We start from the raw sequence: 24,386 nt of genomic DNA on the forward strand, positions 1-24,386 counted from the left end.
GATGACCGACTTCAACAACGACCAGCAGAAGCAAACCCAGCAGATCTTCGAGCAGCAGGAGGAGCATCGCCAGGAGCTTTTCCAGGCCGACCAGGAGCGCGAGCAGCAGTTCTTCCGTGACCAGACTCAGCAGCAGGAAGCTGCACGCCAGGCTGACCTGATTCGCCAGGAGCAGGGCGAGCAGAGTCTCGATCGCGACCTGTTCCAGAGCGCTGTTCAGGAGTGGGATCGCCCAGACCTCGCTGAAATTGCACAGCAGAAATTCGAGGTCGGCGACAAAGTTAATGCCGCCTTCTCGACCATCAAGCACGACGACGACTCGCTTCAATTCAGCAAGCAGGGGGCTGCTTTTGAAACCGGCCAGGCTGAGGTCACTCAGGTGGAGATCGTCGCCACTGCTCAGCTGACTCAGAAGCAGTTCGCGAGTGCATTTGATGACTACAGCAATGAGCCGCAGGCCTTCCTGCAGGGGCATTCCGGCCTGACCCAGGACGGCGTTCAAAAAGCTGTGGCGGTGTCGGCTCCAGGTCAAGCCACGGTAGTAGTCGTGCCTAACCAGCAAGGCCAAGCCCAGTCGTTCGGCTTCGCTCCACGACCAGCGCTCGTACAGCTTGCACAAGAGCAGCAGGTTCGCCGCGCCGAGACTTCGGAGCAGCGCGCTGAGTCGACTCAACAGAACCAGGCCCAATCAGCAAAACCTGAGCCTCTGAATCCTCAGCGCTTCACCTCCAATGCCTGGGGCAGTGAGGGCATCAGCGATCGCTGGTCGCGTCACGAAAGTGCCCAGCACGAGCTGCAGCGCAATATTCAAAAGCAGAAACACGGTGTCAGCAAAACTGAAGAGCAGGTGCGTGAACTCCTCAAGAGCCGCGAGCAATTCCTGAAGCAGACCGAAGGTATGAGCCAGGACGACATCAAAAAAGATCCTGCTCTGGCTGCCGGCAAGGCCAAGTTTGATGACCAGGGCAAAGCCCTTGAGTCAGCCATGAAAAACCTGAAGGAGCAGTCTGCTGATCTGGCCAAAACTCAGAATCAGTACGCCTTGAACCATGCGGCTTTCCAAGCTGACTCCTGGGGTCGAGTGCGCACTGGCGGGGAAGTTATGGGCTCCCAAGAAACGATTCGCATGGCTAGCCGCAAGCAAGACGAATTCAAGGCAGAAATGAGCAACATCAATGCTCGACTGACTGCCAACCCGCTCTCCAAGGATGCGCAAAAGATGACCGAACAATTCGAACAGCAGAAGCAGCAGAGCCCACAGCAGCAGGCCCCTTCGGCGGCCAAAACAGGCGACCTCTCTCTTAGCACGACTGACTACATGCGCAGCCAGCATGCCCAAGCTCGCGAACAGGGCGCCAAGGTCGTCGTAATGCCTGAAAAAAACCAGCATGCACTCAGCAAGCTGGGTCAGATTCAGGCCAAAGCCAAAGAAGCTGCCGAAGCGATCGCCAAGGCCAAGGAGGAGCAGCAGAAGAAAGATCAGCAGCAGGGGCAAGACCCAAAAAAGTCCGTGCGTCAGTAAAGAAACCTGAGACAAGCGGAGTCCACGGACTCTTCCTTCCCGACGACTAAGGCAATTCCATGATCAACCAGCTCCTCAAAAGCATCCGCGAAATCAAACATCTCCGTGCTCTTGAGCGAGCTGGGCTGGTCAGCATTGAAATGCCCGCGTCGAACTTCCTGATGAGCAACCGGCTGAGCCCTGCTCAGCAGCGTGCTTTGGAGCCAGCACTGGCGACTTACGAAAAGGCCTGCCTGCTGCTGGAAGAGCTTACTGACGCAACCAAAATCATCAGCCTCTGCGCCCTTGCAGCAATCATTGCGAGACACCTGGTATGAAGAACCCACAAAGCTGGCCCTTCCTGTTCGACCTGGCCGACCTGCAGCCCAAGACACAGTCGTACCTCAAACGCCTTGGCAAAAAGCTGTACGAAGGTCAGCCACTGGAAGACTTGGCGTTCTCGCGCAGCGAGTACCGGAACTTGCGCAAACGCGGCCTGGCTCACTTGCTGCTCATCGGAGCAATGGCAAAGGATGGCCAGTTGGATCACGAATCGACTCAGCGTTACAGCCCGCCCTTCGACGCGGCCAAGGCCCTGCTGACGCTCGACGTTCCTCTCCTGGTCAACCTGGAGCCGGGTGTCGACTGGCAGGCCCTGGTACTCACGGCTGCCGCCAGGGCTGTAGAAAGCGGTATTCACGACTGGTACGCGAATCCTGATGAGGCTTACACGCGGTACGCTGGCTATGAGGCTGAGCGAGCAGTAGAGATCGTCACTCTTCGCGCTTGCGCGACTTTGCATTCCAATGTCGAAGACAGCCTCGACTTCATGCCATTCGGCATCTCCAGGGCGATCTTCAGCTTCGGTACAACCACATCAGACATGGCCAAAGCCATCACCTGGTTTACGGATTGGGAAGCCAGTGAGCGACGGAAAGACAAGCAGGCCATGATTTTCGGATGGAAGCATGAGCTCATCAAGGCGATGAGCAATCGCTACGCCTTCCTGTGGCATCTGCAGGGGCATAGCGTTGAAGCCATCGTGACCTACATGCGAAGCGTGCTGCCTGCCGTTCTTGAGTTGTGCTTTCCGAACGTTGACGCGGGAATCACCAAGGCTGTCACTGAAGTGCGGGTTGCCCACTTCCTGTCTGCTTTTCCAGGCCACTGGGACATTGAGGGCTTCCGGATAGAACACTTGCTTGGCGTCCCGCACGGCACGTTTGAAGGGGAGAGCGACTATGCCTTGCACGCTCTGGCCGAGGCTGTGGTTCACCGGGAGGGGAGCGATTACGATCAGCAGGGGCCGATCATCAAGCGCCTTCACTCTATTGACCCAAGCATCTGCAGTGCATTGCATGTGGATCGGCTCGGCACCAGGCAGCTGGCCTGGACTGACCTGGTCATCGACTGGGCGCCGGCAGCAGACAAGCTCAACGAAATGCTGCAGAAAGGTGTCTGGCACCCAGCACTCCATGGCCTGAATGCCATCGATCTGCTCGACGGCGAAGCTTCAGCTGCTGCAGCCCTTGGCGCTTATCTGACAGACGGTGGCAATGGGAACGGCAAGCGCGCTGCGAACCTCATCGAGCGTTATCCGCAAGTGCTCGATGCTGTCCTGCCAACACTCAAAAAGCGCACTGAGATCCAGCGGCTGGCTGCGATCATCAAGCTGAAAGCTGTCCAGATTCAGCAGCTCCCGCCGCGCTTTCACGACGTTGTGCTTGGAGTTGACCTAGGCCTTTGAGCCCCGTTGATTTCTCCTCATGTACGCCGTACATTCCTATCTCGGACAACGGGAGCAGGCAATGGATACAGCGGTGGCTTTTAACAAGTACTTCGAGCTCAAGGACGCCACAGAAGGGGGCATCCTACTTCGCCGCGAGCAAGCAGAAGTCGAGGTTATTCAGGAGCAGCTGTGGCATGCCATTGCTGCCTTGAACGCTCGCGGGGAGCCCGATGTTTACCCGTACTTTTTTGTCGACAAGGATGACAGTAACCCCCTGCTTTCAGAAGATCGGCTGCTTGAGGTTGCGAAGCTGGCATCCCGCCTGAGCCGGCTTGAATATCTCAGGCTTTCTCCGTTCCAGGAGTCGACTTTTTACTTTCCGGCAAGCCAGATGTTCCTGGCCTCTCACATCGCACGGAAGCTCGATCTGGTGATTGTCAGTGCCGGCAAGTACAGGCTGGTGACAGACAAATTCTCGATCGACTGCTCGCCCGGAGCGCGTCATCGATTCGTTGCAGACGGGGCTCGATTCATTCCATAAGCAGCAACACGAAAGGGGGGCCGAAGCCCCCCTTTTTTGCTGCCCCTGATTAGATCGAAGGGGAAAGGTCAGCTTGCTGCTTGTCGCGAGCCAGGTTTGCAAGCACAGAAGTCCAGCTGCTCGTCTTCAGCTCGCCGCCCGAAGCCAGGCTGGCCACTTGGCCATGGATGCCTGCCGGGGCAACCGGGGCTGCCTCAACAGCATGAGCTACTGGCTCAGCGCCGAACACTGCAGGATCGATCTTCAGGTCTTGGCCGGGGAAGATGCGATTTGGATCAGTGCCGATAACCTCGCGGTTTGCTTCGTACAAATCCTTTGCTGCAGCCTGGATCTGCGCGTTGCTTGGGTCTATGCCATTCGCTTCGAACTGTGCCTGTGCGATCTTCCACAAGGAGTCGCCTTTCGCCACGGTGACAGTGGCGACTTCTGGGGCTGCTGGAGCCACCACAGGGGCCTCAGGGGCTTCTGGAGCGGCAGGTGCTGGCAACTCATCAGTGCCAGTAGCAGCGGCGTAAGCCTGCGTATCCGGCTCGATCTGGCCGGCAAGGCTGTGGAGCCCACCTGCCAGTGATTCACGCGCCTGGTGAACACCATCGGTCACCGCGACGGTTACACCGTCGACAGCATCACTGACAGCCGCCGTGGCGGTGTTGTAGCCATCAACGGCCATGCCTGCAATTGCGCTGCCGAGGTGAGAAACATGCTCGCTGGCATTCTCGAAGCTCCTGACGGCCAGATCAGCCCCTTGCGAGCCCAGCTCGTGCGCCGAGGCAACTGCCGTGTCGAAACCGCTGCTTACAGCGCTGAGCCCAACATCCACTCCGTGTTTGACTGCGTCTGCACCTGCGGCGAGACCGCTGGAAGCGTATTCCAGACCCTGACCACCCATGTCGATGCCGGCGTTGGCCAGGTCAGTGGCCTTGGTGATGCCGGTCTGTGCGAAGTCTACGATCTTGTCGTGATTGACCTCGCCAAGCATCAACGCAGCCATGGCGATACCGGCCAGGGCCAGCGTCGGCTTGCCATAGCGCTGGAAGGCTGGTGAGCCGATCACTGCCTTGGCGTTTTCCTTCATGCCGGCGAAGCGCGCCGAGATCACTCCGGTAGGCACGCCGGCACGCTCCAGGAAGTTGCCGATGCGACCTTGCATCTTGACTCCAAAGTCCTGCACGGCTTCGTTGTTGGCCAAGGCTGAGGCGATGTGGCCAGCTCCACGGAAGGCCAGCTTCGTCACTACCGTGCCGGTGGCAAACGACAGGGCCCAGCTTGCGGCTTCCAGGGCTTTCTTGCCGCCAGGCGAAGACAGAGCATCGAAAAGCTGATCTTTGCTGTCCCAGAGTCGAACCACAACGCCGCGATTCTGGTTGTCTGCAGTGGGGAATCGACCCTCAAATTCACGAACAATGTTGAAGTGATCTTGAAGCTCAGGCGAAAAGTTTTCGCGCTCTTCATCGCTGTATCCGGCAGCAGTTAGCGTATCGCCTTGCTCTTTGTTTTTTGCTTCGATGCTTTCGAAGATTTCCTTCCAGATATCACCGTAAGCAGTTTTGATTTCTGCAATCGATGCTGGAGAGAAAACGCTGTTGACCAGATGAAACGGTGCGCTGCCGTCTTTATCCATCGTCTCGCTGATAGTTGCGAGAATCGGATCAAGCTCGTTCCGATCCTCAGCTTCCTGAAGAACCATCAAGGCCATCAGCTGATCATTGATGCTTTTGGTGTTCAGGTTTTCAGTTTTATTTTCGATGCTCATTGCCATTCCCCTTTTGTTTTTGTTTGGCAATTTAAGTATCGACTATGAGCATTAAGCTGATAAATCTTCCGCAAGTAGAAAGTTGAGGTATACAACGAAAATTTATCTACCTGATAAATCTAGGAATGCCAAATTTCGGTGGGGATTTAGGCAAATATTGACACTCGCGTATGTGTACATTAAATTTCAAGTCTATCGTACATCCGAGGTGTGTCATGGCTGACGAAACGGAATGGCAGTACCTGTATTTGTGCAAGCCGGAGCTCATCGAAGCGGCGATCGCCGTCAGGGGCAAGGGTTTCCCCCTGGATCTGCTGCGCAGCCACTTTCAGCTGCGGCCCTCTGCGCACGTTATCAGGGGGGAGGAGGGCTATCTGCTGGTTGTCGACGAGAACGATCGGAACGAAAACCCCAGGCTTGGCAAGGTCGAAGCAGTCAAGTGCACTTCAGTTGAGGCGGATCACATCTTCACTCAGGAGATCAGCACCTGGTCACTGAAGGACTACCAGGGCATCGAGACAATCCAGGGTGCAACAGCACTCGTGAAGCTGGGAATCGTCAAGCGCGAAGACCTCCAGCACTGCAGCGGCGCAATCAGAGACGCTTTCGTAAGCGGAGATCTAGGACTATGACCCAGCGCATTCGCGGTGTGATTTTCGATGCCTTTGGCACTCTGTTGCAGATCCAGCAGCCGACTCACCCCTTCAGGCAGATCCTCAAGCTTGGCATCGCCCAGGGCCGACGTCCGCAGGCAGATGACATCCGCACGCTAATGAGCCGGCACCTCGATCTCAAGGGGGCTGCCAAGCATTTCGGGATCACCCTGGAAGCCCAACAGCTCCAGGTGCTTGAACAATCACTCAAAGCAGAGCTGGTCAGCATCAAGGCCTACCCAGATGGCCTGGAAGCCCTGCAACTGCTGCGCGAAGCCGGCATCAAGGTCTCGGTGTGCAGCAACCTCGCAAAGCCCTACGGGGCAGCTGTAGATCGCCTCCTACCTGACCTCGACGCTTATGGCCTGAGCTTTGAAGTGGGTGCCATGAAGCCAGAGAAGGCCATCTACCAAGCTACGGTCGATCAGATGAGCCTCGACCTATCCGACTGCGCAATGATCGGCGACAGCCAGCGCTGCGATCGTGATGGGCCTGCCAGCTTTGGTATCAAAGGCTTTTACCTCGGGCGGGAGGGGCAGGGCGATTGCAGTGACCTGGCCACCTTCGCACGACACTTGATCGAGCAGAACCGGAGCTGACATGGAAGTGAAAAAGCCAACCCGGCTTGCTGCACTGCAGCAGTGGGTCAGTGGGGCCAGGTACTTGCTGTGCGTTGACTTGGAAGCCACCTGCGACGACTTTCCCGAGGGCCTGATCGAGCATGAGAGAGATCTGTATCAGCTGCAGGTGCCACGCGACGAGATGGAAACGATCGAGGTCGGTGCCGTCCTGATCGACCTCCAGGCTGGTGGCCAGCTGGTAGGGGAGTTCGGTAGCTTTGTGAAGCCAGTCCTGCATCCACGGCTGACCACGTTCTGCAGTCAGTTGACCACCATCGAGCAGGCCGACATCGACGGTGCTTCTGGGTATGTCGAAGTTGCTGGCCAGCTACGGGCGTTCCTGGCTCCGTACGTCGAGGAGGGTGTTCAGTGGTGCTCCTGGGGTGACTACGATCGCAAGCAGCTCCTCGCGGACGCCGAGAGGCTCGGCTGCGAAGCAATGCTCGATCCTTCTGCTCATGCGAGCTTGAAGCGCTGGCACGCAAAGGTCTATGCCTGCCGCGCAATGGGGCTCAAGTCCGCTGCAGGGGCATTGGGATTGCAGTGGCTTGGCACTCATCACCGGGGCATTGATGACGCCCGGAATTTGGCCTCTGTTGTTCAGCGGATGCTGACAGCAGCATGAGCCACCTGGTGCATGAGCAAGCGCTTTTTGAGCGCCTGGTGACGTACTCGGGGGCAGCAGACTATGGTTTGGGTGGGTTTAGCCCGCAAAGGGGGAATCGCCTCATTCGCAGCTCTGCTGACGACTCGCAGTACGGTGTTGGCCTGATCCACACTGAAAGCAAAAGCGTGGTGTTCTGGGCACAGGTGCAGATCTGCCCAGGAGCAGATATTGGGATGCTGCCAGTGATCCACTTCGTGTGCCGGCGCAAAGCAGATCCCGAGCTTTGGCGTGGTGCCAGAGGCACGGATGGGAGGCTCCACGTTGGCCAGCTGATGCTGATACAGCTGCTGAACGAAGGTCATGTGCTGATCACGCGGACTGGCATGAGCTGGGGGCTCTGGCAAGAGTTGCTCTCGATGGCCACGGCGCTTGGCTACTCGATCTACACGCTCGCTAGTAGCCTGCTGAGCAAGCATGATTCCCTCAACCCGGATCGCGAATGGGCGTTAATGGAAGATCCGCTCGGGCTGACGCTGCTGTCGATCAAAGCTGATTTGCATGGTCGAGATGTTTCGATAGCCCCTGATTCGATCGAGGAAGCAGACAGGGCATTCTTGGAAGCCAGGTAGCAGGCTTGTAAACCTGTTTTTTGACTTGTAAATCGACGTGCTTTACACGTCAAAAAACAGGTTTACACGATCCTGGCTTTTTTACCTTTGCAAGCTCCATCACTTCACATACTCCAATGTCACAACCATGTCAGGCTGAAACCCGGCTTGCTCACCAGGATAGCCCCGCTGATTACTCACGATCCTTGTTGAGCCGATCTGAAAGTCAACGCTTTCGTGAGTGTGGCCGTATACCCACAGGTCAGCTTTGCTATCGAGCAGATCATTCCAGTCGTTGCTGTAAGACCCGTCAAGCTCACTTCCATAGGTGCCGCCATGCTGCAGGCAAACTAAGGCAGGTGCATGGTGGGTGATAACCACTGTGGGGCCCTGGAAGGCCTCCTGCAGCTTCGCTGCGAGCCAGGCATGGCTTTGGTCAGCGATGCTGATGAAGTCGCTGGGATGCACGCGCCCGAAGCGCTCGTTACGAATCTTTTTAAAGTCGGTCATCTGCATCTGAGCAACCCGAGCTGCAGCCGCTGGATTGCCAGTGACGCGATAGTTTGTGAACGACGTAGCGCCAAGAAACCTCACGCCTTCGATCACTAGCTCGTCGAGATCGAGCACATGAACGCGGCCTGCAGCAGCGCGCATCTTGTTGAGGGTGTGGCCAAGCGAGCCGCCGTAGAACTCGTGATTACCAGGTGTGTAGATGATGTGCTTGATGCTGGGGAAGGCGTCTGCAGCCCACTTCACACCACGCTCTCGCAGGTCGATATCGCCGGCCAGGATCACCACATCGGCTTCCACCTGGGCAGGCTGGTACTGCTCAAACTCGTTGTGAAGATCGGAAAGAATGTGGATGCGCATGTGCAGGCCCTCTTGATTTCAATGCTCATCGTACATGAGATGTGATGTGCGTTGGGAGGGCCAATTTGGGAGGCTTGGTGTTAGGCGATGGTGCTCTCATCAAGCTCTTTGAGCATCAGCTCGATGATGCCCTTGCGGATGAAATCTTGCCGCTTGGCATATGGATTGAGGCGACCGGAAGCCTTTGCCCACTCAGTGAATTTGTCGATCATGTAAATGAAATCGTCGTTCAAGTACACCCCGATCATGATCGGATGCTTGATGCCACGGCGCCGGGTATGTGGCTCGCCATCAGTCAGAAATTGCAGAGATTTTTCAAAGTGCCGGCGAGAGATTTCAAGGTCAGTGTCCGCGTAATCCTGGGCGATTTTGGCGTACTGCTCGGGGGTTTTCAGGGTCTGGGTGTGCATGGGATTTACTCCTCTTGTTGTCTTGATCTCAGTATCCCCGATGAGGATTAGGCTCAACAATCTGTTCACCTCCTGAAAATGAGGTATACCACCAAGCTTTTTCACAGCAGCTAGCGTCGGTGCAGCCGGACGCTTGAAGTCACGACTCCCCATATTTCTACGACATCCCCCTCCCTTGGCTCGATGTCCGGGTATTCAGGGTTTGCAGACCGCAAGGCAACGATCACCCCCTGATTAACCTCCACGTGCTTGACGATCGGATCGTTGTTAAACGACGCAACGACGACATCGCCTGGCATTGCGACAGCTGCTCGATCAACTACCAGGATGTCACCATCCAGGATGCCGGCATCGCGCATGCTCATGCCGCAGCAGCGCATCAAATACACGTGCGGCGCACGGATCGACATGAGTTCGTCCAGGCTGATTGAGGGCTCAATGAAGTCCTGGGCGGGAGATGGGAAGCCCGCAGGGATTTTCACGCCGTACAGCGGGAGCAGGGTGGTCGACGGAGCAAGTTTGATGGGTTGTATGAACGAAGGCATGTATGGACTCCTCTTATGCTGTATATAATTACAGTATTTCGAGGTTTGAGCCATGCAAGTCATCGGCTTGATCGACTGCAACAGCTTTTACTGCAGCTGCCATCAGATTTTTGACCCGCGCCTGAGGGGCCGGCCAGTGGTCGTTTTGAGCAACAACGACGGGGCGGTCGTGGCCAGATCAAAGGAAGCCAAGCTGCTGGGCATAAAGATGGGGGAGGTGTTCCATCTCAACAGAAAGCGGTACGACGAGCTCGGCGTCGTTTACTTCAGCAGCAACTACGCCTTGTACGGCGACATAAGTGACCGCGTCATGCGCACGATAGCCAGCGAGGTGGTCTCCCAGGAAATTTACAGTGTCGACGAGTGCTTTGTAGACCTCTCCGGGGTGCCTGATGTTGATGGGTTCTGCCGGCGCCTGAAGGCCATGCTATGGCAGCGGCACAGCATGCCTGTGGGCATCGGGATCTCTACAACCAAGACCTTGAGCAAGGTGGCCAACTGGCGCGCAAAGAACTCGCCTCGGGCTGCCGGCGTGCTCGACCTGGTGGCACGTGACCGGCAGCAGCTGCTGCTCGCACACACGCCGATCGACGAAGTCTGGGGGGTCGGTCGCAAGCTCTCGGAGCGACTGAAGACCGACCTGGGGATTGAGACTGCTCTAGGGCTGTCCAGGGCCGATCGCGGCGTGCTGCAGGATCAATACGGGGTCGTAATGGTTCGCACATCCCGCGAGCTCGATGGCGAGCAATGCTTTGATCTGGAGCTCAGTCCCGAGCCCTCAAAGATGATCGGCAGCTCAAAGATGTTCGGGTGCCGCGTGAGAGAGCTGCACCTGCTGCAGCAGGCCTTGGCCACCTACACGTCGCGCTGCGCCGAAAAGCTCCGGGCTCAAGGTGCCAGGTGCAAAGCCATGAGCGTGTCGCTCAGCACTTCACCGCATGACTCCGGGCCCGCTCACCACGGCCAGGTGGGTGTGAAGCTCGCGGTGGCCAGCGATGACACCAGGATCTTGGTTGAGGCTGCTTGCATGGCCCTGGAGGGGGCTTTCGTCCCTGACCGGGATTACTGCCGCGTAGGGATCGTATTCACACACCTGGAGCACACCTCACAAACCCCTGCAGACCTGTTTGCATGCGCCGAGACAGCTGAGCAGCAGAGCAGGGCTATGGAAGCCCTGGACACGATCAACAAGCGCTTTGGTCGCAACACGCTGCACACAGCCAGGGTGGTGGCAGATCCGGCATGGAAGATGCGAGCTCAGTTTCCTAGCCCTCATTTCACTACCAGGCTTGAGGATCTCCTGCAGGTGAGATAGGGCGTCGTTTTTGAGCAGGGCGTAAGCCAGGGTTGCAATGAAGTGCAATGTACATTAAATTAAATGTACTTAATCACGGAGAGCTGCCATGCCCAGAAAAGCCAATGCAAACGAGCCTCAGCCAGACCAAAAGCTCGAAGTGCTCACCTGCATTAAATTTAGCAATGAGGAACTTGAAAGCTGCATGACGACGGGGCCTATTGGCAGCAACATGGCAAGCTCACTAACGGATCTCCTCATTGCAGATTTGGAAAAATCTCATGGATGACATCAGCAAGCAGCGCAGCAAGAAACTCAGCAAGACCTTGGAGCTTGCCGGCTGGAAGCCTAACGTCGAGGGCATTGCCACCAACCCAACCAGGTTCTGGATCTACTCGATGTCCCTGGAGCACGGCCCACGCATGACATGCGCGATCGGCGCCGAATTCCTGCGTGAGATGGTCAGCAAGACCGGGCAGGTCGCCGACCTGCATAAAGCTTTCCCTGAGTACTGGGTGGCCGTGGCCGAGGCTATCAAGATGTTCGACCTGGCCACCGAGGAGGGCCGGCAGACCGAAGAGCTCCGCCAGGCGCTGGCCTTGTACGCAGGCTTTTACGCTTGCAACACACAGACCTGGAGCATCCTGAGGCCCCTCAACGAAGTCGATGGCACACACTTCATGCTGCTTGATTGGATCGGGCAGGATGGCGGTCGAATCATGCGACCCGCGCACATCCATCGAGCCGATCCACTTTCCGGCGAAGAGCTGCGAAACTTCGCCAATGTTGTGATCGACGCGCATCTCGCCAAACGCCCTGGCGATAAACCCCTCAAGCCCTGGAAGCTCCCATGAACGTAGGCGACCTCATCAAGCTGCTGCAACAGCACGACCCAGCAACCAAGATCGTCCAACAGGTCGACCACGGCTTTAGCGATGTGCGCACGCTGGAGGCGGTCACGATCGCGCCGCTGAAGGACACGTTCAACGCCGAGTACGGCGAGAAACTGTCTGCTGACAGCGACTATGCTGGCCCAGCTGAGACCGCCCTAGCGATCAGTCCCGACCTGTTCTGAAAGACCCTGTTGAAGAGAGCCTGGTGGGTTTGACTGCAAAGCAGTCAGGCTTGCTGGGCTTTTTGGCTTGAGGGTTCCTGGGAGCTGCTAGCAGCACATTCCATGCTGCAGACGCATCAGCAAGGTAAAGACCGCATCATATCCAGCTCGGGTGTAGATCAGGCAGCATGGCGGTTGATTGCTGTGACCGCGCAAGGGCTTCAGCAACCATTCCTGGGCGACCTCTCGATCACCAAGCACATCCACGGTGAGCCGCTCAATCTGCCTGAATCTGCTGGTAAAGCAGCAGTGCTCAGCACTCCAGCAGCCAAGCTGCAGGGATGTGCAAGGTGCAAGGATCTCGGGCTTGTCAGAAGTGATCACGCGGCACCTCCAGGGCGACTACGGCTACAGGGCTTGCTGAGCCTCAAGGGCTTTGAAGCCTTGAATGATAGTGCCTGTAGAGAGGGCCAGGCGCAGCGGGCTGGTCTTTGTTTCAACGAACTCAAGGCTTATGTAGTACGCAGCTGCGGCCTCGTCTTTTGCATCGACGATGATGAAAGCTGCGCCGGAGTGCTTGGAGATGGCATACACGCGACGGAAGAAATCGGCCATTAGTCGCTTGCCGACTCCTTTGCCTTGCTGGCTCTTGTCGACAGCGAGACGGCTCAGCAGCACTGCCGGCATTGGGTACCGGGGCATCTTCTTCATCTGCTCTTCGCTGAGATCAGATTCGACGACCGAGGCGTTGGCCAGCGTGTAATAGCCGACAAGCTGGCCGTCTTCGACGAGCATGAACGTGCGGGAGACGTTGCGCTTTTCGTCCTGGCCAGCCTGCTGAGCGATGTACGTGTTGAGGGCAGGGTGAAGACCGCAATCAAAAGCCTTGCGGTCTACCGACTTGTCGAAGGGGATGGTGCTGAATTCCATTTACCAGCCTTACTTATCGAAGTGCGAGCAAGGCCTGGAGTTTGGCGTTCGGCGGAGGAGGGTTGTCGAGCATCTCGCGGGCGACATCCGAGTTCATGACTGTCAGGCCTTCCAGGTCGACCAAGTCGACTACAACAGCCTCCTGGGCGCGCTCAGCGTCATGATCAAGCAGTGCCTGGACATGCTCTTGCAACTCCTGGATCTGCTTCTGCATGGAGTTCATCGAGAGCTTGTCAGAGCGCACGGTGTGAATCCTGAGCGACTTACCGCCCAGACGGTGAAACACCTTCACCTTTACCCGGTTGTTGACGGGCTTTTCGATCTGCTCGAACTGCGCTGGATCACCCGAAAATGCGAGCGTCACAAAACGACCGCTCCCAGCTTCCCTGAGTAGGGGCTGGCCTTTGGCGGTTGGTTTGTGGGACTTCGTCTTTTCATTCATGTGATCACCTCGTTTGGGGCAATTCTATCACAAAACTCTTGACATCGAATCTCGTCATAGGTGCCTGCGGACGGCCTCTCGCGGCAGCATTCACTGCCCATATACCATATAAATTTACACTGTCAATATAGCGCAAAGTACGCAGTGCTTGACCAATCGCAAACATGGTCGTACATTTAATTTCATGTACATTGAGGATCAGACCATGAACCGCCTGAAATCGACCCTGAAATGGCTCGCCATCTTGGTAGTGAGCTTACCGCTGCTGCTTGTGCTTGCTGGCCTGGCCCTGAAACCTGAGTTCTTTGACGTCCGTGGCCAGCAGTCATCGCTCTACAAGCCTGACACTGCAGGCTTTTACGTCAACACAATAGCGTCAAAGCTTGGTGTTGGAGCCCCTGTTTTCATCTTCGACTCCAGGGATTCGAAACGCTATCTGGATGACCTCAATGGCTATGGCAAGGAGATCTCAGGTGCCCTGGGTGTCAGCTGGGGAGCAGTGGCAACGATCGAAAAGGCACGCCTCCGGGAAGAGCAGGCAAGTAACGGAAAGGTCATCGCGTACTCCGTGAGACTGCCGAACACGAACGCTTGCGCACTCGTCTTCACAGAGCATTTCCACGACAACAGCGATCTCTTCAAGAGCTCCGTGGTGATCCATGAGCTAACTCACTGTGGCCAGCAGTTCTTGCTCAAAACTCAGCGCGAGCGGCAGAGAAAAGTCCAGGATTTGGCAGAGGAGATCGGTGGTGACTTGAAGTATGGGGTGATCGATACGGTCTACGCAGAATCTCTACCAACGGCTATGCAGCGGGCTCTCTCATTCGACAGCGGCTTCATCTCCGAAGCTTCCCGGTACGGCTTCAAGTACGAGCTGGACGACGCGAAGAAAGACAAGCGATGGGTTGAAGCACCCCATGTGGCCATGGTCATGCCAGAGATCTGCAGCAAGGCTGGTGACTGCCCAACTGATCTTCTACTGCTGCAAGAAAAGCTGATCCAGGACGCCAGGTACAGGGCTGCACTGCGAGCGGATATGGAGCGCTGGAGCCAGCTGAGAGCCTCTGCAGCCGGCGTCATTTCTCTAGGCAAGTAATTTTCATGTACGCAGTGCTTGACGTTATTTCAAGTACGTCGTAAATTTCTCCTACAGTTCAACTCAACGTAGGTGCAGCAGCATGAAAACCGCTAAAACTCTGACCACCCTGGCCCTGGCCATCGCCCTGTCCGTGACCTCGGGCTGCGCGAACATGAACAAGCAAAACATGGGCACCATGCTCGGTGCCGGTGCAGGAGCTGCTGTAGGCAGTCTGTTCGGGAAAGGCAGCGGAAAGATCGCGGCAGTCCTGGTCGGCTCCGTCCTCGGGGGTGTCGCCGGCAACATGATCGGCAAGTCGCTCGATGAGTCTGATCAAGCTGAGCTGGAAGCTGCCACTCGACACGCCCTGGACAATGGCAAGGCGGGCTCGACCACCACCTGGCGCTCTTCGCACAGCGGGGCAACTGCCAACATCACAGTCGGCAAGGCCTACAGCAAGACCGAAAACGTCACAGTGAAGCGCCTGGCGTCGATCGAGCCGGTGAGCAACATGAGCATGATCAATCAGCCCTACGTCACCCTGAAAAGCGCGAATGTTCGCGCTGCGCCGCGCCTGAATGGCGAGAAGATCACTGGCCTGCAACCAGGTGTTCAGTTCAACGCGATCGGTCAGGCTGGTGAGTGGGTGCTGGTCGGTCGCAAGGGCGTTCAGATTGGCTACATCCACAAGCAGCTCGTGATGCCAGTGGCTGAGTATGCAGCACTGCCATCGACGCCGAAGAAGCAAGCCAGTGCGCCTGCAAAGGCTGTCGCCAAGGCCAATGCCCCGATCACCAGTAATCCCTTGGCCCTGGCCAAGATCGAGGATGTCGAAGCAAACCCGCTGGCACAGAAAGTCGTCGAGACCCCGGCTGTTTCGTCCAGCACGTGCCGCGAGCTCAAGGCCGACCTGAAAGACGCCAATGGCCAAACCCAGACTGCAAACACCACCAGCTGCAAGCCGGTGTTCGGAAGCTGGGCTGCAAACTCCTAAGAAATTTTGTGGCCAATAAAGACCCCGCTTTGCGGGGTTTTTTTATGATAGCCTGAAATCTAAAGGAGAATTTTCGATGTCAAAATACGCAGAATTTCAAAGGGCAGAAGCCGAACTTCAAGCCGCGATGGCTAAATTCAACAAGCTGAAAGAAGACAAGGCTGTCCAGCGGATCGAGGAGTTCAAGGAGAAGCTTGCTGCATTGATGGCCGAGTACCAGGTTACCGACGCAGATCTGATGGTTGCTCGCGGCCTGGCATCGGAACCAGCGCAGCAGGGTCGAAAACAGATCGTGCGCTCAATTCGACGCTTTACCCGGATCAAGACCGGCGAAGTCCATGAGGGCAAAAACCCGAACAAGGATGTGAAAGCATGGCTGGCTGAGGACGGCGAGGACGGAGTGAAGATCGAGGAGATATGAAAGGGGGCCGCAAGGCCCCTTTTTCGTTACAGCAGTTGCTTAGCAGCCTCGGCCTGGGCCGGTGTGAGGTAGTGAAGCATGTCACCGTACTGCGCCTTCACTTCTTTGATGGCCTTGACCTTGTCGTCACGGCTCAGCATGGCGAAGTTGTATACCGCTTGTGTGAGCAGGCCAGTCACATCGAACTTGAGGTTCATGTTGACCTTCTGCTTGCTGTAAGAAGTGAGCTCAGCCAGGCACTCTTCGAGCTTGAGTTTGGTGAATTTGTTGAAGCCGAAGGTCGTGCTGCTCTTCTTCAGGCCTTCGCTTTCTTTGTAAACCGCCGTGGCCATAGCGAATCGCTGATCCACTGGGGTCAGGACGGTGTGCAAGGCTATGTGACGCACGCACTCAACAGCAGTAAAGCGGAACGCGGCCAGGTCACCCTTAATGGCGTTCAGGTCATTGCGGAAGTCATCGTTCACGCGCAGTGTGAAAACGTTGATCGTACGCAGATCGATCAGCTCAGCTTCAGACATCGAAGGTTTTTCTTCGGTGGCAGCTTCAGGAGCTTTGATCTCTACACGCTTGTTGAGTAAAGAATCGGGTACAACCATTGCAGGTTTCTTGGCCATTTTATTCACCAGTAATTTTTAGTTTTTGAACGATTTCTTTCAGGGCTTCGACTGGCTTCGACTTGCGGCCAGAAAGCTTTGCGTATGCTGCTGTCGTGAAATATGCGGAGCGAGCAGTCGCTGCTGTGCCCTGGTGCGGCACCTCGATATCTAGGAGGTACTGCGGGTATTTCTGCTCAACGACTGTCCGGGCAATTGCATATGCAGAGCGGGATTGGTGCGAAACAATGTTCAGGAAGATCCCGATGGTAGGGGCCGAGTCTCTGTTCTCGATCACCACGTTGAGGTCAGTGAAGAGCTCATCAGCGCCTTCCATACTGCTCATGTCGTGCGTGACAGGGACAAGCAGGTAGTCGGCAACCATCAGGGCCATAGACTGAGCGTCCGAGCCGTTTGGCGGGCAGTCGATGACGATGTACTTGTATTCGTCTTTGATCGCAGAGATAGCCTTCTGCAGCCCGAAGATCGAGATCCCCGTGGCCATCTTTTGGATGCCCTCCAGCTCTTTGTTGGCGGTCGACACATGCAGATTTTCGATCATCACGCGATCAGCTGTATCCAGGGCAGCACGCTGAGTGGCTGGATAAGCTGAGAGAAACGCCGGCTTCTTGTAGAGGGACGCCGAAGTGTTTTCGTCCTTGTGCTCAGGGCACAGGATCGAAGAGACAGTGCCTTGCTGATCGAGGTCGATAATCAGGGTAGGGGCCAGCTCAGCGAGGATCAGGGCGATCGACTCAGCTGTTGCGGACTTACCAACACCTCCTTTGCGGTTTGCGACAGCAACGACAACCGGCTTAGTCATGTTGTGCTCCATAAATGCGAAAAACCCAGCTATTGCCGAGCATTTCGGGCTTGAATCCATCGTCTACCAGGGCTTCAAAGAACATCTGCCTTTGGCCTGGTGGCGCATCATTTGCGCGTACGTAACACGCGCCGGCGTGATCGTACACTGGGATTGCAGGCCATTGACCATGTTTCATCAAGCGCCCTGTAAAGTTTGCCTCAGCACAGACCATCCAGGAGCGCCGGTACCGGGCGATCTGGCGGGGATCAAACACGGCCTCATGACGGAAGTTCGGGTGCTCGTGCCCAGGGCAACGAACGCCACCAACAACCAATGGCCTGGCCGGCTTGCCGCAGATCTCGCAAGTGGTGAGGCATCTGGAGCGGAAAGCCTCCAGGGCTTTGGCCAGGTGCTCGGCAGTTGCCGGCGAACCTGCTTGAACATACGCAATAGCGCAGTAGATCCCATCGAGCATCGCGGCTACACCGATGACGGTTGCGTGTTCAGCAGAAGCTCGATTGAGGGAAGCGATTCGATTGGTAAGGCGGCGGGAGTGATGACCCCAGCCAGTGATGCAGGAGAGGGGCCGCAGCGCGTCATCAGCAGTGGGAGTAAACCCTGCTGGACGAATAGCTGGAAACCAGTTGATCTCGTGCATTTAATGTCCCTTACGTTGTACATTAATTTTAGCAGCACAGATGATAGATCAACAAGGTTTCTTGGGGATTCAGCGCATGTAAGTGAGGTGGCTCACATCGTCTATGGCTTGGTCGATCTTGCGATCAAGCGAAGCGTCCTTGTCACGCAGGGCTTCGTTCTCGCGAGTGAGTGCCTGGATGGCATCCTGGAGAGAGTTGATCTGATCCTGCTGGTTCTTGATCACATCAACCACAACGCTGAAATGCTCAAAGAAATTTTCGAGTGAAAGGATGTTGGATTCTGTTTTCATTTTTATATCCTCTTTTCCATGATTTTATTTTACGAATGGAGAAAGGGGTGGTGCAAACATTTTCTTTTAAAGACCTAAATCTCCAGCAAAAGAAATATCTTGTGCAGCCTCACCAAGAATTTCCATGCGCTCTTTAAACCAGAGGTGAGGAATCAGGCTCTGGCTTTCTTGAATTTCAATGGCAATGCTCACTGGATTTAACTGGTTTCCCCAGCTGAATTTCTCTACTTCCTGACCGACCTCATCGGCTTTGCGAATTTTCTTGAAGTAGTTCAAGTGGGATTCGGTGAAGCAATTCTGCAGAAACAGCGTACCCATGCACGAAGTCATGGAGATTTCTTCGTAGTCTCGCTTGGGCAGGCCAACGCGCCAGACCGTATCTTCGGTTTCCGAATAATTGAATGCCACTTGGATCGCATCAAAGCTATCGTCACAGGCCTCAAGCTCGCGGAAGAACTCCATCAGCCAGGGCGAGGGGTATGCCCTGGGCATGTACAGGGCGACAGAGGGGTAGCGCAGCTCGATAGCGATCGAGAGCTCTGCTGGGGTCTCCCTGCTGCCTTTCAGCCAGCGCCTTGAGAAGTTGATCGCAAGCGTGCCCTGGCGAGGGTCGCCATCCTGGAGGCGCTCGATCTCGAAGTAGTCGAACCGCAAGCGCGATCCGTACTTCTCCTTACCGGATAGGAAGAACTCGTCGAGGAAGCTCTCTGGCTCGGACGTAGCCGAGTAGCCGCCGTCGTGCCGGCTTGTGAGCAGGTCATCGAGCATCTCGTGCAGCTCCAGCTGCATAAGGCCATCCACGAAAGCCTGGGCACAATCGACACCACCGGGGATATCATCTTCGCGCACATACAGTTCAACGCCATCGCGGCTGACCAGGACGAATTGTTCGTCTCGGTTATTTGTGTAAATCAAAAATTCACCGTCAATGTACTTGAAGTTTAATGTCAAGCATGTGAAACTAAAAACCCAAGACTGCCACGGAGCATCGGCATGAGCAATTTTCCTGACGGAAACCCATTCACGTATCTCTACGTCCAGCCTGGCAGCCAGTTCCTGTTTGACCTTGCCGTGCTGCGCCCCTATGACTCAATGCGGTTTTTGGTGCGCGCTGCTGATCAGAAGCTTGCTGACGCAGAGCTCGAATTCGGCTGCGAGATCCCAGGTGCTGCCTTCATGCTGAACTCCAACCTGCAGGGCAAGACTGTTCTGGTCTACGGGCAAGAGCATATCGACCGGGTCGACGAGATCTTCAGCAAGGCTGGTACGGAGCGCCTGTTCACCCTTGAAGAGATGACCGACGGATGGGTGCAGGACATGATCGACAGCTTCAAGGGCCTGGAGGTCGAACAGGGGAAACGGGCTGTCACGTCGGTTCAGCGCGCTGAGGCAGTGCGCTCAGCTCACGAAGGGATGATCCCGTTCTAGGCACCTACTCTGGCCGGTAGATCACTCTGCCGGTCAGATCCACGATCGACCTGAACCCTACGCTGTACCCATCAAAGCCGGATTCTTTCAGGCTGGCCTGGTACCTGAGATCCTCATGGTAATGACCATGGAACAGGTGCTGCACCCCCATGAACTCAGCAAGCTCGTTGATCTCAGGGTATCCGTAGTCATGGAAGCTCGGCGCCTGGTGAGTCACCAGGATGTCGGCACTCTCCATGGCCAAAGCGAAGTAGTCGTCAGGAAAGATGCTTGCTCGGTACCGCAGGCAGCGAGAGTCAAAGATCTCAGCGCTCTCATTGCGAGCAGCGAAACTCTCGACCATTGCCTGGTAGTTTTGATGGCCACTTCCAGCCGTATAGCCAGGCAGCCAGACCGCCTGCTCGAACGTGCCTCCCAGACCAGCCACCCGCAGACCATCGATCATGGCCACCTGGCCATGCAGATTCCGATGACACAATCCTGAGTTGACCAGGTTGTCCCAGTACCTCTGCTCATCACAGTCATGATTCCCAGGGATGAACCAGACCTCTGTGAGGTCAAGGATTGGGCTCAATATCCGCTCCAGGGGAAGGCTGCACTCCATGTCGCCAAGCAGCACCACTGCAGCAGGCGGGTCAGCCTTTACTGCTCGAATGATGTGCTCAAAACGACCGTGGGGGTCTCCAGCAAACCAGATCATGCTGCCTCCGCAGATGGGGGAATCGCACCTTCGACCGCGAAGCGGGCGGCTGCTCTGCCGCTCTTATAACGGTGTACGGCGTACAACTATATTTCATGTACGACACCAATGCAGCAGGCACCGCCGGCTTTTGCGATCAAACCCGCTGCGCGGGCGAGCGAGCGAGCGAATTTTTTGCTGAATGTTGTCCGACACTGGCACCCCTGCGGGGCCGGGAGCGTGGTTGTTTGCGTTTCTGAGGGGTGTTTGGGGTTTGGGGATTGAATGGGAGCGCCAGCGGGCTGAAGGGCCTGCTGGGCGTTCCTGGTGGCTCAATGGAGGGTGGTCGCGGTCGACAAGCCCCGCTGCGCGGCGAAGCGGTACCAGGCCCGTTCCTGGTGCTCCAGGATCTCGGCCTCGATCGCGGCCAGGTCGAGGTTGGCCAGGCGGGCGCCGATCGCTCTGACGCCGTCCAGGTACTGCTGAATCCCCACGAGCTCCTGCAGGCTGAACTCACCCCGGCCAGGCGCGGGGGCCAATCCTGGAGCTCGCGGGAGCGACGGGATCGAGGGCGGAGCGAGGCCGGGAGTCAGCGGGCTGGGCATCACGTGCACCAGCTGCTCGTGCCGGCGAGCCAAGCGCAGCCTCCGATCGAGGTCGGGGTGAGCCTGGTCGACGGGGCTGGCCATCAGCACCAGCTGGTCGAGCTGCTCCAGCACGCATGCCCTCGCGGGCACCAGGTGCATGCCGGCGCCAGCCGGCGTTGCTCCAGGAATTGCCTGTACCAGGAGCGGTGCCAGCCACTCCGGGGCCCGGACTGAAACTCTCCGGGGGCTGAGTTTTTTCACTGTGATCATTGTCGTGCCTCCCCAGGCCGATCAGATCAGTGCCTGGTAGGAGCGAGCAGCTCCGCCCTGGCGGTCGGGTCGCCCAGGATCTCCATGGCTTCCTGAAGCGTGTGACGGCGCATAAGCAGGTTCGACATGCGCTTGGCCTCGCGCAGGTAGTCCTGCAGACCCATGGAGTGGCACAGGTGCGTCAGGGTGCGGGCATGCTGCTCATCGAGCGTCAGGCGCAGCATCGAAGAGCTGCAGACGGCATCGCAGCACTCGCACCTGGTGGCGATCCTGGGAACACCGCGCTCGTCCCTGACCAGGTCAGGAGTAGCAAGGCCGTGGCGGTAGAGCAGGAACTGACGCACCGGGATCGAGGCGAGGTCAGCAGGAGTGAGGATTGGGAACGTGGTCATGTTGGTCACCTTTGTTTTTTTTTGTTGTTGGTGGTGGGTATTGCAGGGTTACAAGCCCAGATCAGCTGCGAATCGCCTGTCGCGAAAGTAGTTTTGCCCAGAGTCTTCCAGGGTCTGATAGAGAGCAGGCAGGCCAATCAACTGAATGACGTCATAAAGGGTCGCCAGCGCTACGCTGTGAGCCTCCAGACCAAACTCTTTCGAGATGTGGTGCAGTGTTTTATGGCACTGGATTACTCGCACAAAGAAAGCCGCATCCTTGGGCGAATACTGATCGAAATCATCGCGCACCATTTCGTCGATACAATCCTCAGGACAGCACTGCTTGTGATTGAGGGTGTACATGCTGTCATCGCCTGACCATTCTAGATACTCATCGACTGTTTTTGGCCACTTCTGGCGAAGCGCCATAGCCTTGCACGCATCAATCATCATCGTGACCAAGGCACCATCAAGGTCAGCCAGAAAGCCTATGTTGGGTTTTGAATTGCTCATGTCGGTCACCTTTGGTCTTCTAGTTAGTGGTGGGTTGTGAAGCGAGGCATCCTTGCCCCTGATGGCCTTACAGCCCTTGTTCCTTGATGAAGTCGCGCAGGCCTTCGAGCAGCATCTCGCTCTCAGTCGAAGGGCAGAACCACTTGCCCTTCATGTAGCGCACGCCAAAGTCGCTTACAGCCAGGGCAGGGTTGTTGCGCTGAGAAAGCTTGGCGAAGTCGTCAGGCTTGTAGAAGTAGACGCGGTACACGCCGTTGTTGCCGGCGCTCTGGCCACGAGTGTGAACCTCGAACCCACCTTTGCGGATGCGGGCCACCAGGGTCTGGAGAACGGGTGACTCCCACTCCAGGAAACGGTTGCGCAGAGCGAACTCTGATTCACTCAGCACCTCGGCGCGCAGGGTTTTTACTTCATCGATCAGCGCCAGCGAAACGTGGCGAGATTCTTCCAAGTATTTACCAACCCTTACATTCAGGGCGCGAGCTTCATCGCGAAGTTCGATGAGCATGGCGTTGATACCAGCCTGAATTTCTTCGTTCGAAATGGCGGAGGTTTGGGTGTTGAAAGTGTTCATGGCATTGCCTCTCTTCTTATTATTATGAAGGACTTTCTTGTCTCTCCATACTTCTAATATACCAATGTGCTAAATTCGGATCAATAAATATTTGCAAATTTCTTTTAAATAATTTAAAGGAAATTTCACATAAAAATTCGAAAGTTTTTCTCCTGAATTTTTAGGCAAGAACACAAACCCCGGAAACCCCGGAAGATTTTTGCTTTTGATTTTGAACCCAAACCAAATCGCTCTTCGCTCTTCAGACCAGGTCATGCCGGGTCGAGAGGGGTGATGCACAGGGCCGGGGGCCGAGCCTCCTCGATCCTGAGATCAGGACTGGGAGTGGGGGGCCACCAGGGGTTGATCGCAAAGAGAAAGCTCTTGCCCCCAAACCTGATCCGGGGCCAGGGGCGGAGCGAATGCGGAGTCCCGGTGCCTCGGGTCGACCAGGCTGGCCAGCGAAGCGGGGCCAGCCTGGTCATGCCGGCAGGCAAGCAAGGGCGAGGCCGCGCCGGCACTTGGGGTCAAAGCCGAAGGCTCTTGATCTCAAACAACTGCAGGCGTCGCGGGTGAGCTGGGCCTGTGTGAGCGAAGGCGAAACACATGGCGCTGCGAGCAGCTGAGCGAGCGACTGCGAGTGAGGCCGCGATGCCGAGGCGGATCTGGTCGGAGCGAAGGCGTAGACCAGGTGCCTCACCAGGTGCAAAGCGCCTGGCCAGGTCGACGAGTGAAGCGAGGAGCCTGGTGCTCTTCGAGGTGGCCAGCAGGTGGAGCGAAGGCGGAACAAGCCTGGGCGCCTCACCCTGACCCCGATCGAGCGAAGGCGAGGGAGGGCAGGGGCTTGAGATCAAATAAGGCTTTTGAGGTGCTGGGGCTGCAGGGCTTTCTGGGGAGGCCGAGGTGGTGGCCATCACCTCGCGGATCTGACCAGGTGTTGATGACCAGGTGCTGCAGGCCGAGTGTTTCAGGGTGGAATTTCTGGCGGGATCGCACCAAAGAATCATGCCCAGGATCATGGCTGGAAAGCTCAGGCTGAAGGGCTGGTGAATTTTCAGGGGGTTGGTGGGGCAAAGATCATCGCGATCAGGATGGGCTTGCAGGGGCCTTCATGAGAGGGTGATTTTCGAGGTGGCCAGCCTGACCAAGAAAGTGCCGGCAGGATAGCCAAGCATAAAGGCGCGACAGATTGAGTTGTCACCAGGAGCACCCGGCCAATGGTGCTGGAGGCTCGCCGCGATCGATGAGGATCGAGAGCGAGAGAAGGGGAGAGCTTTCCACCTGGTGATGGCCATCGAGCATTGAGGGCATTATGGGGCGGCTGATGCGTACATGAATTTTACAGCCACAAAGCATTGCCAAATCATGGACATTAAAAAACCCCGGAGCTGGCACGCTACCGGGGTCTGCGGGGGAGGCAATCAACTTCACACACAGTTAATGTAGCGCGAGCGCACACTACAAGTCAAGTACAAAGAATAGTTATTTTAATTTACATGAGACTGGAAGCAGACTGATCGCACCAGGGAGCGTCGACCAACATCAGGGCACAACCAGGCCATCAATCCACACCAATAACCCACAG

At 56.5% G+C, this 24,386-nt stretch carries 33 protein-coding genes; 16 read left to right on the forward strand and 17 right to left on the reverse strand.

Annotated elements, in window-relative coordinates; all coding sequences use genetic code 11:
* Window position 1: 1 nt before the first annotated feature.
* The 4 genes from CWC48_RS29930 to CWC48_RS29945 all read left to right on the forward strand — a co-directional run bounded on the left by CWC48_RS29930 (window position 2) and on the right by CWC48_RS29945 (window position 3,771).
* Complete coding sequence (locus tag CWC48_RS29930; RefSeq protein ID WP_100492552.1) at window positions 2–1,522, forward strand: hypothetical protein; 1,521 nt, start codon at window positions 2–4, stop codon at window positions 1,520–1,522.
* A 59-nt stretch (window positions 1,523–1,581) separates the two neighbouring features.
* Window positions 1,582–1,839 (forward strand): hypothetical protein, encoded by a 258-nt coding sequence (locus CWC48_RS29935; RefSeq protein ID WP_100492551.1) that lies wholly within the window; start codon window positions 1,582–1,584, stop codon window positions 1,837–1,839.
* Window positions 1,836–3,248, forward strand: a complete 1,413-nt coding sequence (locus CWC48_RS29940) for a hypothetical protein (RefSeq protein WP_100492550.1) — start codon at window positions 1,836–1,838, stop codon at window positions 3,246–3,248. The genes CWC48_RS29935 and CWC48_RS29940 overlap by 4 nt, the downstream gene beginning before the upstream one ends.
* A 61-nt stretch (window positions 3,249–3,309) precedes the next feature.
* Window positions 3,310–3,771: a hypothetical protein gene (locus CWC48_RS29945; RefSeq protein WP_100492549.1), complete on the forward strand. Its 462-nt coding sequence runs from the start codon at window positions 3,310–3,312 to the stop codon at window positions 3,769–3,771.
* A gap of 49 nt (window positions 3,772–3,820) precedes the next feature.
* On the opposite strand, the gene CWC48_RS29950 is transcribed toward CWC48_RS29945, so the two are convergent.
* Complete coding sequence (locus CWC48_RS29950) at window positions 3,821–5,524, reverse strand: LysM peptidoglycan-binding domain-containing protein (RefSeq protein WP_157806838.1); 1,704 nt, start codon at window positions 5,522–5,524, stop codon at window positions 3,821–3,823.
* Between the two features lie 215 nt (window positions 5,525–5,739).
* Between CWC48_RS29950 and CWC48_RS29955 the strand changes: the two genes are divergently transcribed.
* From CWC48_RS29955 to CWC48_RS29970, 4 genes are read left to right on the forward strand one after another with little or no spacing between them, the layout of a single operon-like run.
* The gene (locus tag CWC48_RS29955; RefSeq protein ID WP_100520215.1) at window positions 5,740–6,156 is read left to right on the forward strand and encodes a hypothetical protein; all 417 of its coding nucleotides are present in this window, start codon (window positions 5,740–5,742) and stop codon (window positions 6,154–6,156) included.
* The gene (locus CWC48_RS29960) at window positions 6,153–6,776 is read left to right on the forward strand and encodes an HAD family hydrolase (RefSeq protein WP_100492546.1); all 624 of its coding nucleotides are present in this window, start codon (window positions 6,153–6,155) and stop codon (window positions 6,774–6,776) included. Before CWC48_RS29955 ends, CWC48_RS29960 begins: the two co-directional genes overlap by 4 nt.
* A 1-nt stretch (window position 6,777) precedes the next feature.
* Window positions 6,778–7,422 carry a 3'-5' exonuclease gene (locus tag CWC48_RS29965; RefSeq protein ID WP_100492545.1) on the forward strand — a complete coding sequence of 215 codons (645 nt, stop codon included), beginning with the start codon at window positions 6,778–6,780 and terminating at the stop codon, window positions 7,420–7,422.
* Complete coding sequence (locus CWC48_RS29970; protein WP_157806837.1) at window positions 7,419–8,033, forward strand: hypothetical protein; 615 nt, start codon at window positions 7,419–7,421, stop codon at window positions 8,031–8,033. Before CWC48_RS29965 ends, CWC48_RS29970 begins: the two co-directional genes overlap by 4 nt.
* A gap of 99 nt (window positions 8,034–8,132) precedes the next feature.
* Here CWC48_RS29970 and CWC48_RS29975 read toward each other — a convergent pair whose 3' ends face one another.
* The 3 genes from CWC48_RS29975 to CWC48_RS29985 form a co-directional block, all read right to left on the reverse strand.
* Entirely contained in the window at window positions 8,133–8,882 is a 750-nt protein-coding gene (locus tag CWC48_RS29975) for a metallophosphoesterase (RefSeq protein ID WP_100492543.1), read from the reverse strand.
* An 80-nt stretch (window positions 8,883–8,962) separates the two neighbouring features.
* Window positions 8,963–9,352: a hypothetical protein gene (locus tag CWC48_RS29980; RefSeq protein ID WP_157806836.1), complete on the reverse strand. Its 390-nt coding sequence runs from the start codon at window positions 9,350–9,352 to the stop codon at window positions 8,963–8,965.
* Window positions 9,353–9,402: 50 nt separating this feature from the next.
* Window positions 9,403–9,837 carry a LexA family transcriptional regulator gene (locus CWC48_RS29985; RefSeq protein WP_100492541.1) on the reverse strand — a complete coding sequence of 145 codons (435 nt, stop codon included), beginning with the start codon at window positions 9,835–9,837 and terminating at the stop codon, window positions 9,403–9,405.
* A 52-nt stretch (window positions 9,838–9,889) separates the two neighbouring features.
* Here CWC48_RS29985 and CWC48_RS29990 point away from each other — a divergent pair, with 52 nt between their 5' ends.
* From CWC48_RS29990 to CWC48_RS30005, 4 genes are all read left to right on the forward strand, one after another.
* On the forward strand, window positions 9,890–11,152 hold the full coding sequence (locus CWC48_RS29990) for a Y-family DNA polymerase (RefSeq protein ID WP_100492540.1): 1,263 nt from the start codon (window positions 9,890–9,892) through the stop codon (window positions 11,150–11,152).
* Window positions 11,153–11,240: 88 nt separating this feature from the next.
* A complete protein-coding gene (locus CWC48_RS29995; protein WP_100492539.1) occupies window positions 11,241–11,420 on the forward strand; it encodes a hypothetical protein in 180 nt (59 codons plus the stop codon).
* Window positions 11,413–11,985, forward strand: a complete 573-nt coding sequence (locus CWC48_RS30000; protein WP_100492538.1) for a hypothetical protein — start codon at window positions 11,413–11,415, stop codon at window positions 11,983–11,985. Before CWC48_RS29995 ends, CWC48_RS30000 begins: the two co-directional genes overlap by 8 nt.
* A complete protein-coding gene (locus tag CWC48_RS30005) occupies window positions 11,982–12,206 on the forward strand; it encodes a hypothetical protein (protein ID WP_100492537.1) in 225 nt (74 codons plus the stop codon). Before CWC48_RS30000 ends, CWC48_RS30005 begins: the two co-directional genes overlap by 4 nt.
* A gap of 87 nt (window positions 12,207–12,293) precedes the next feature.
* Here the strand turns inward: CWC48_RS30005 and CWC48_RS30010 are convergent, their stop codons facing one another.
* Genes CWC48_RS30010 through CWC48_RS30020 form a run of 3 tightly spaced genes read right to left on the reverse strand, consistent with a single transcriptional unit; the run spans window position 12,294 to window position 13,557 of the window.
* Complete coding sequence (locus CWC48_RS30010) at window positions 12,294–12,569, reverse strand: antitoxin Xre/MbcA/ParS toxin-binding domain-containing protein (RefSeq protein ID WP_100492536.1); 276 nt, start codon at window positions 12,567–12,569, stop codon at window positions 12,294–12,296.
* Between the two features lie 24 nt (window positions 12,570–12,593).
* Complete coding sequence (locus CWC48_RS30015) at window positions 12,594–13,115, reverse strand: GNAT family N-acetyltransferase (RefSeq protein WP_100492535.1); 522 nt, start codon at window positions 13,113–13,115, stop codon at window positions 12,594–12,596.
* A gap of 13 nt (window positions 13,116–13,128) precedes the next feature.
* Window positions 13,129–13,557, reverse strand: coding sequence for a hypothetical protein (locus CWC48_RS30020; RefSeq protein WP_100492534.1), 429 nt, complete (start codon window positions 13,555–13,557; stop codon window positions 13,129–13,131).
* Window positions 13,558–13,762: 205 nt separating this feature from the next.
* Here CWC48_RS30020 and CWC48_RS30025 point away from each other — a divergent pair, with 205 nt between their 5' ends.
* The 3 genes from CWC48_RS30025 to CWC48_RS30035 all read left to right on the forward strand — a co-directional run bounded on the left by CWC48_RS30025 (window position 13,763) and on the right by CWC48_RS30035 (window position 16,050).
* On the forward strand, window positions 13,763–14,653 hold the full coding sequence (locus tag CWC48_RS30025; protein WP_157806852.1) for a hypothetical protein: 891 nt from the start codon (window positions 13,763–13,765) through the stop codon (window positions 14,651–14,653).
* A 154-nt stretch (window positions 14,654–14,807) separates the two neighbouring features.
* Window positions 14,808–15,629 (forward strand): SH3 domain-containing protein, encoded by an 822-nt coding sequence (locus tag CWC48_RS30030; protein ID WP_177409554.1) that lies wholly within the window; start codon window positions 14,808–14,810, stop codon window positions 15,627–15,629.
* A 76-nt stretch (window positions 15,630–15,705) separates the two neighbouring features.
* Window positions 15,706–16,050 carry a hypothetical protein gene (locus tag CWC48_RS30035; protein WP_100520218.1) on the forward strand — a complete coding sequence of 115 codons (345 nt, stop codon included), beginning with the start codon at window positions 15,706–15,708 and terminating at the stop codon, window positions 16,048–16,050.
* A 26-nt stretch (window positions 16,051–16,076) separates the two neighbouring features.
* Here the strand turns inward: CWC48_RS30035 and CWC48_RS30040 are convergent, their stop codons facing one another.
* From CWC48_RS30040 to CWC48_RS30055, 5 genes are all read right to left on the reverse strand, one after another.
* Window positions 16,077–16,664 carry a hypothetical protein gene (locus tag CWC48_RS30040; RefSeq protein WP_100520219.1) on the reverse strand — a complete coding sequence of 196 codons (588 nt, stop codon included), beginning with the start codon at window positions 16,662–16,664 and terminating at the stop codon, window positions 16,077–16,079.
* Window position 16,665: 1 nt separating this feature from the next.
* The gene (locus CWC48_RS30045; RefSeq protein ID WP_157806853.1) at window positions 16,666–17,466 is read right to left on the reverse strand and encodes a ParA family protein; all 801 of its coding nucleotides are present in this window, start codon (window positions 17,464–17,466) and stop codon (window positions 16,666–16,668) included.
* The gene (locus CWC48_RS30305; RefSeq protein WP_157806854.1) at window positions 17,459–18,106 is read right to left on the reverse strand and encodes a hypothetical protein; all 648 of its coding nucleotides are present in this window, start codon (window positions 18,104–18,106) and stop codon (window positions 17,459–17,461) included. The genes CWC48_RS30045 and CWC48_RS30305 overlap by 8 nt, the downstream gene beginning before the upstream one ends.
* A gap of 69 nt (window positions 18,107–18,175) precedes the next feature.
* The gene (locus CWC48_RS30050) at window positions 18,176–18,397 is read right to left on the reverse strand and encodes a hypothetical protein (RefSeq protein ID WP_100520221.1); all 222 of its coding nucleotides are present in this window, start codon (window positions 18,395–18,397) and stop codon (window positions 18,176–18,178) included.
* A 66-nt stretch (window positions 18,398–18,463) separates the two neighbouring features.
* Window positions 18,464–19,348, reverse strand: a complete 885-nt coding sequence (locus CWC48_RS30055; RefSeq protein ID WP_157806855.1) for a hypothetical protein — start codon at window positions 19,346–19,348, stop codon at window positions 18,464–18,466.
* Between the two features lie 42 nt (window positions 19,349–19,390).
* Between CWC48_RS30055 and CWC48_RS30060 the strand changes: the two genes are divergently transcribed.
* Window positions 19,391–19,825, forward strand: coding sequence for a hypothetical protein (locus tag CWC48_RS30060; RefSeq protein ID WP_100520223.1), 435 nt, complete (start codon window positions 19,391–19,393; stop codon window positions 19,823–19,825).
* A 4-nt stretch (window positions 19,826–19,829) separates the two neighbouring features.
* On the opposite strand, the gene CWC48_RS30065 is transcribed toward CWC48_RS30060, so the two are convergent.
* From CWC48_RS30065 to CWC48_RS30085, 5 genes are all read right to left on the reverse strand, one after another.
* Window positions 19,830–20,525 carry a metallophosphoesterase gene (locus tag CWC48_RS30065; protein ID WP_100520224.1) on the reverse strand — a complete coding sequence of 232 codons (696 nt, stop codon included), beginning with the start codon at window positions 20,523–20,525 and terminating at the stop codon, window positions 19,830–19,832.
* 311 nt (window positions 20,526–20,836) lie between these two features.
* On the reverse strand, window positions 20,837–21,250 hold the full coding sequence (locus CWC48_RS30070) for a hypothetical protein (RefSeq protein ID WP_100520213.1): 414 nt from the start codon (window positions 21,248–21,250) through the stop codon (window positions 20,837–20,839).
* Window positions 21,251–21,387: 137 nt separating this feature from the next.
* Window positions 21,388–21,753: a hypothetical protein gene (locus CWC48_RS30075; protein WP_100520212.1), complete on the reverse strand. Its 366-nt coding sequence runs from the start codon at window positions 21,751–21,753 to the stop codon at window positions 21,388–21,390.
* Window positions 21,754–21,801: 48 nt separating this feature from the next.
* A complete protein-coding gene (locus tag CWC48_RS30080) occupies window positions 21,802–22,248 on the reverse strand; it encodes a hypothetical protein (RefSeq protein WP_100520211.1) in 447 nt (148 codons plus the stop codon).
* A 67-nt stretch (window positions 22,249–22,315) separates the two neighbouring features.
* The gene (locus tag CWC48_RS30085) at window positions 22,316–22,822 is read right to left on the reverse strand and encodes a hypothetical protein (RefSeq protein ID WP_100520210.1); all 507 of its coding nucleotides are present in this window, start codon (window positions 22,820–22,822) and stop codon (window positions 22,316–22,318) included.
* Window positions 22,823–24,386: the final 1,564 nt, after the last annotated feature.

Source organism: Pseudomonas sp. S10E 269 (assembly GCF_002798465.1).
In the GTDB taxonomy this organism is placed as follows: domain Bacteria; phylum Pseudomonadota; class Gammaproteobacteria; order Pseudomonadales; family Pseudomonadaceae; genus Aquipseudomonas; species Aquipseudomonas pergaminensis.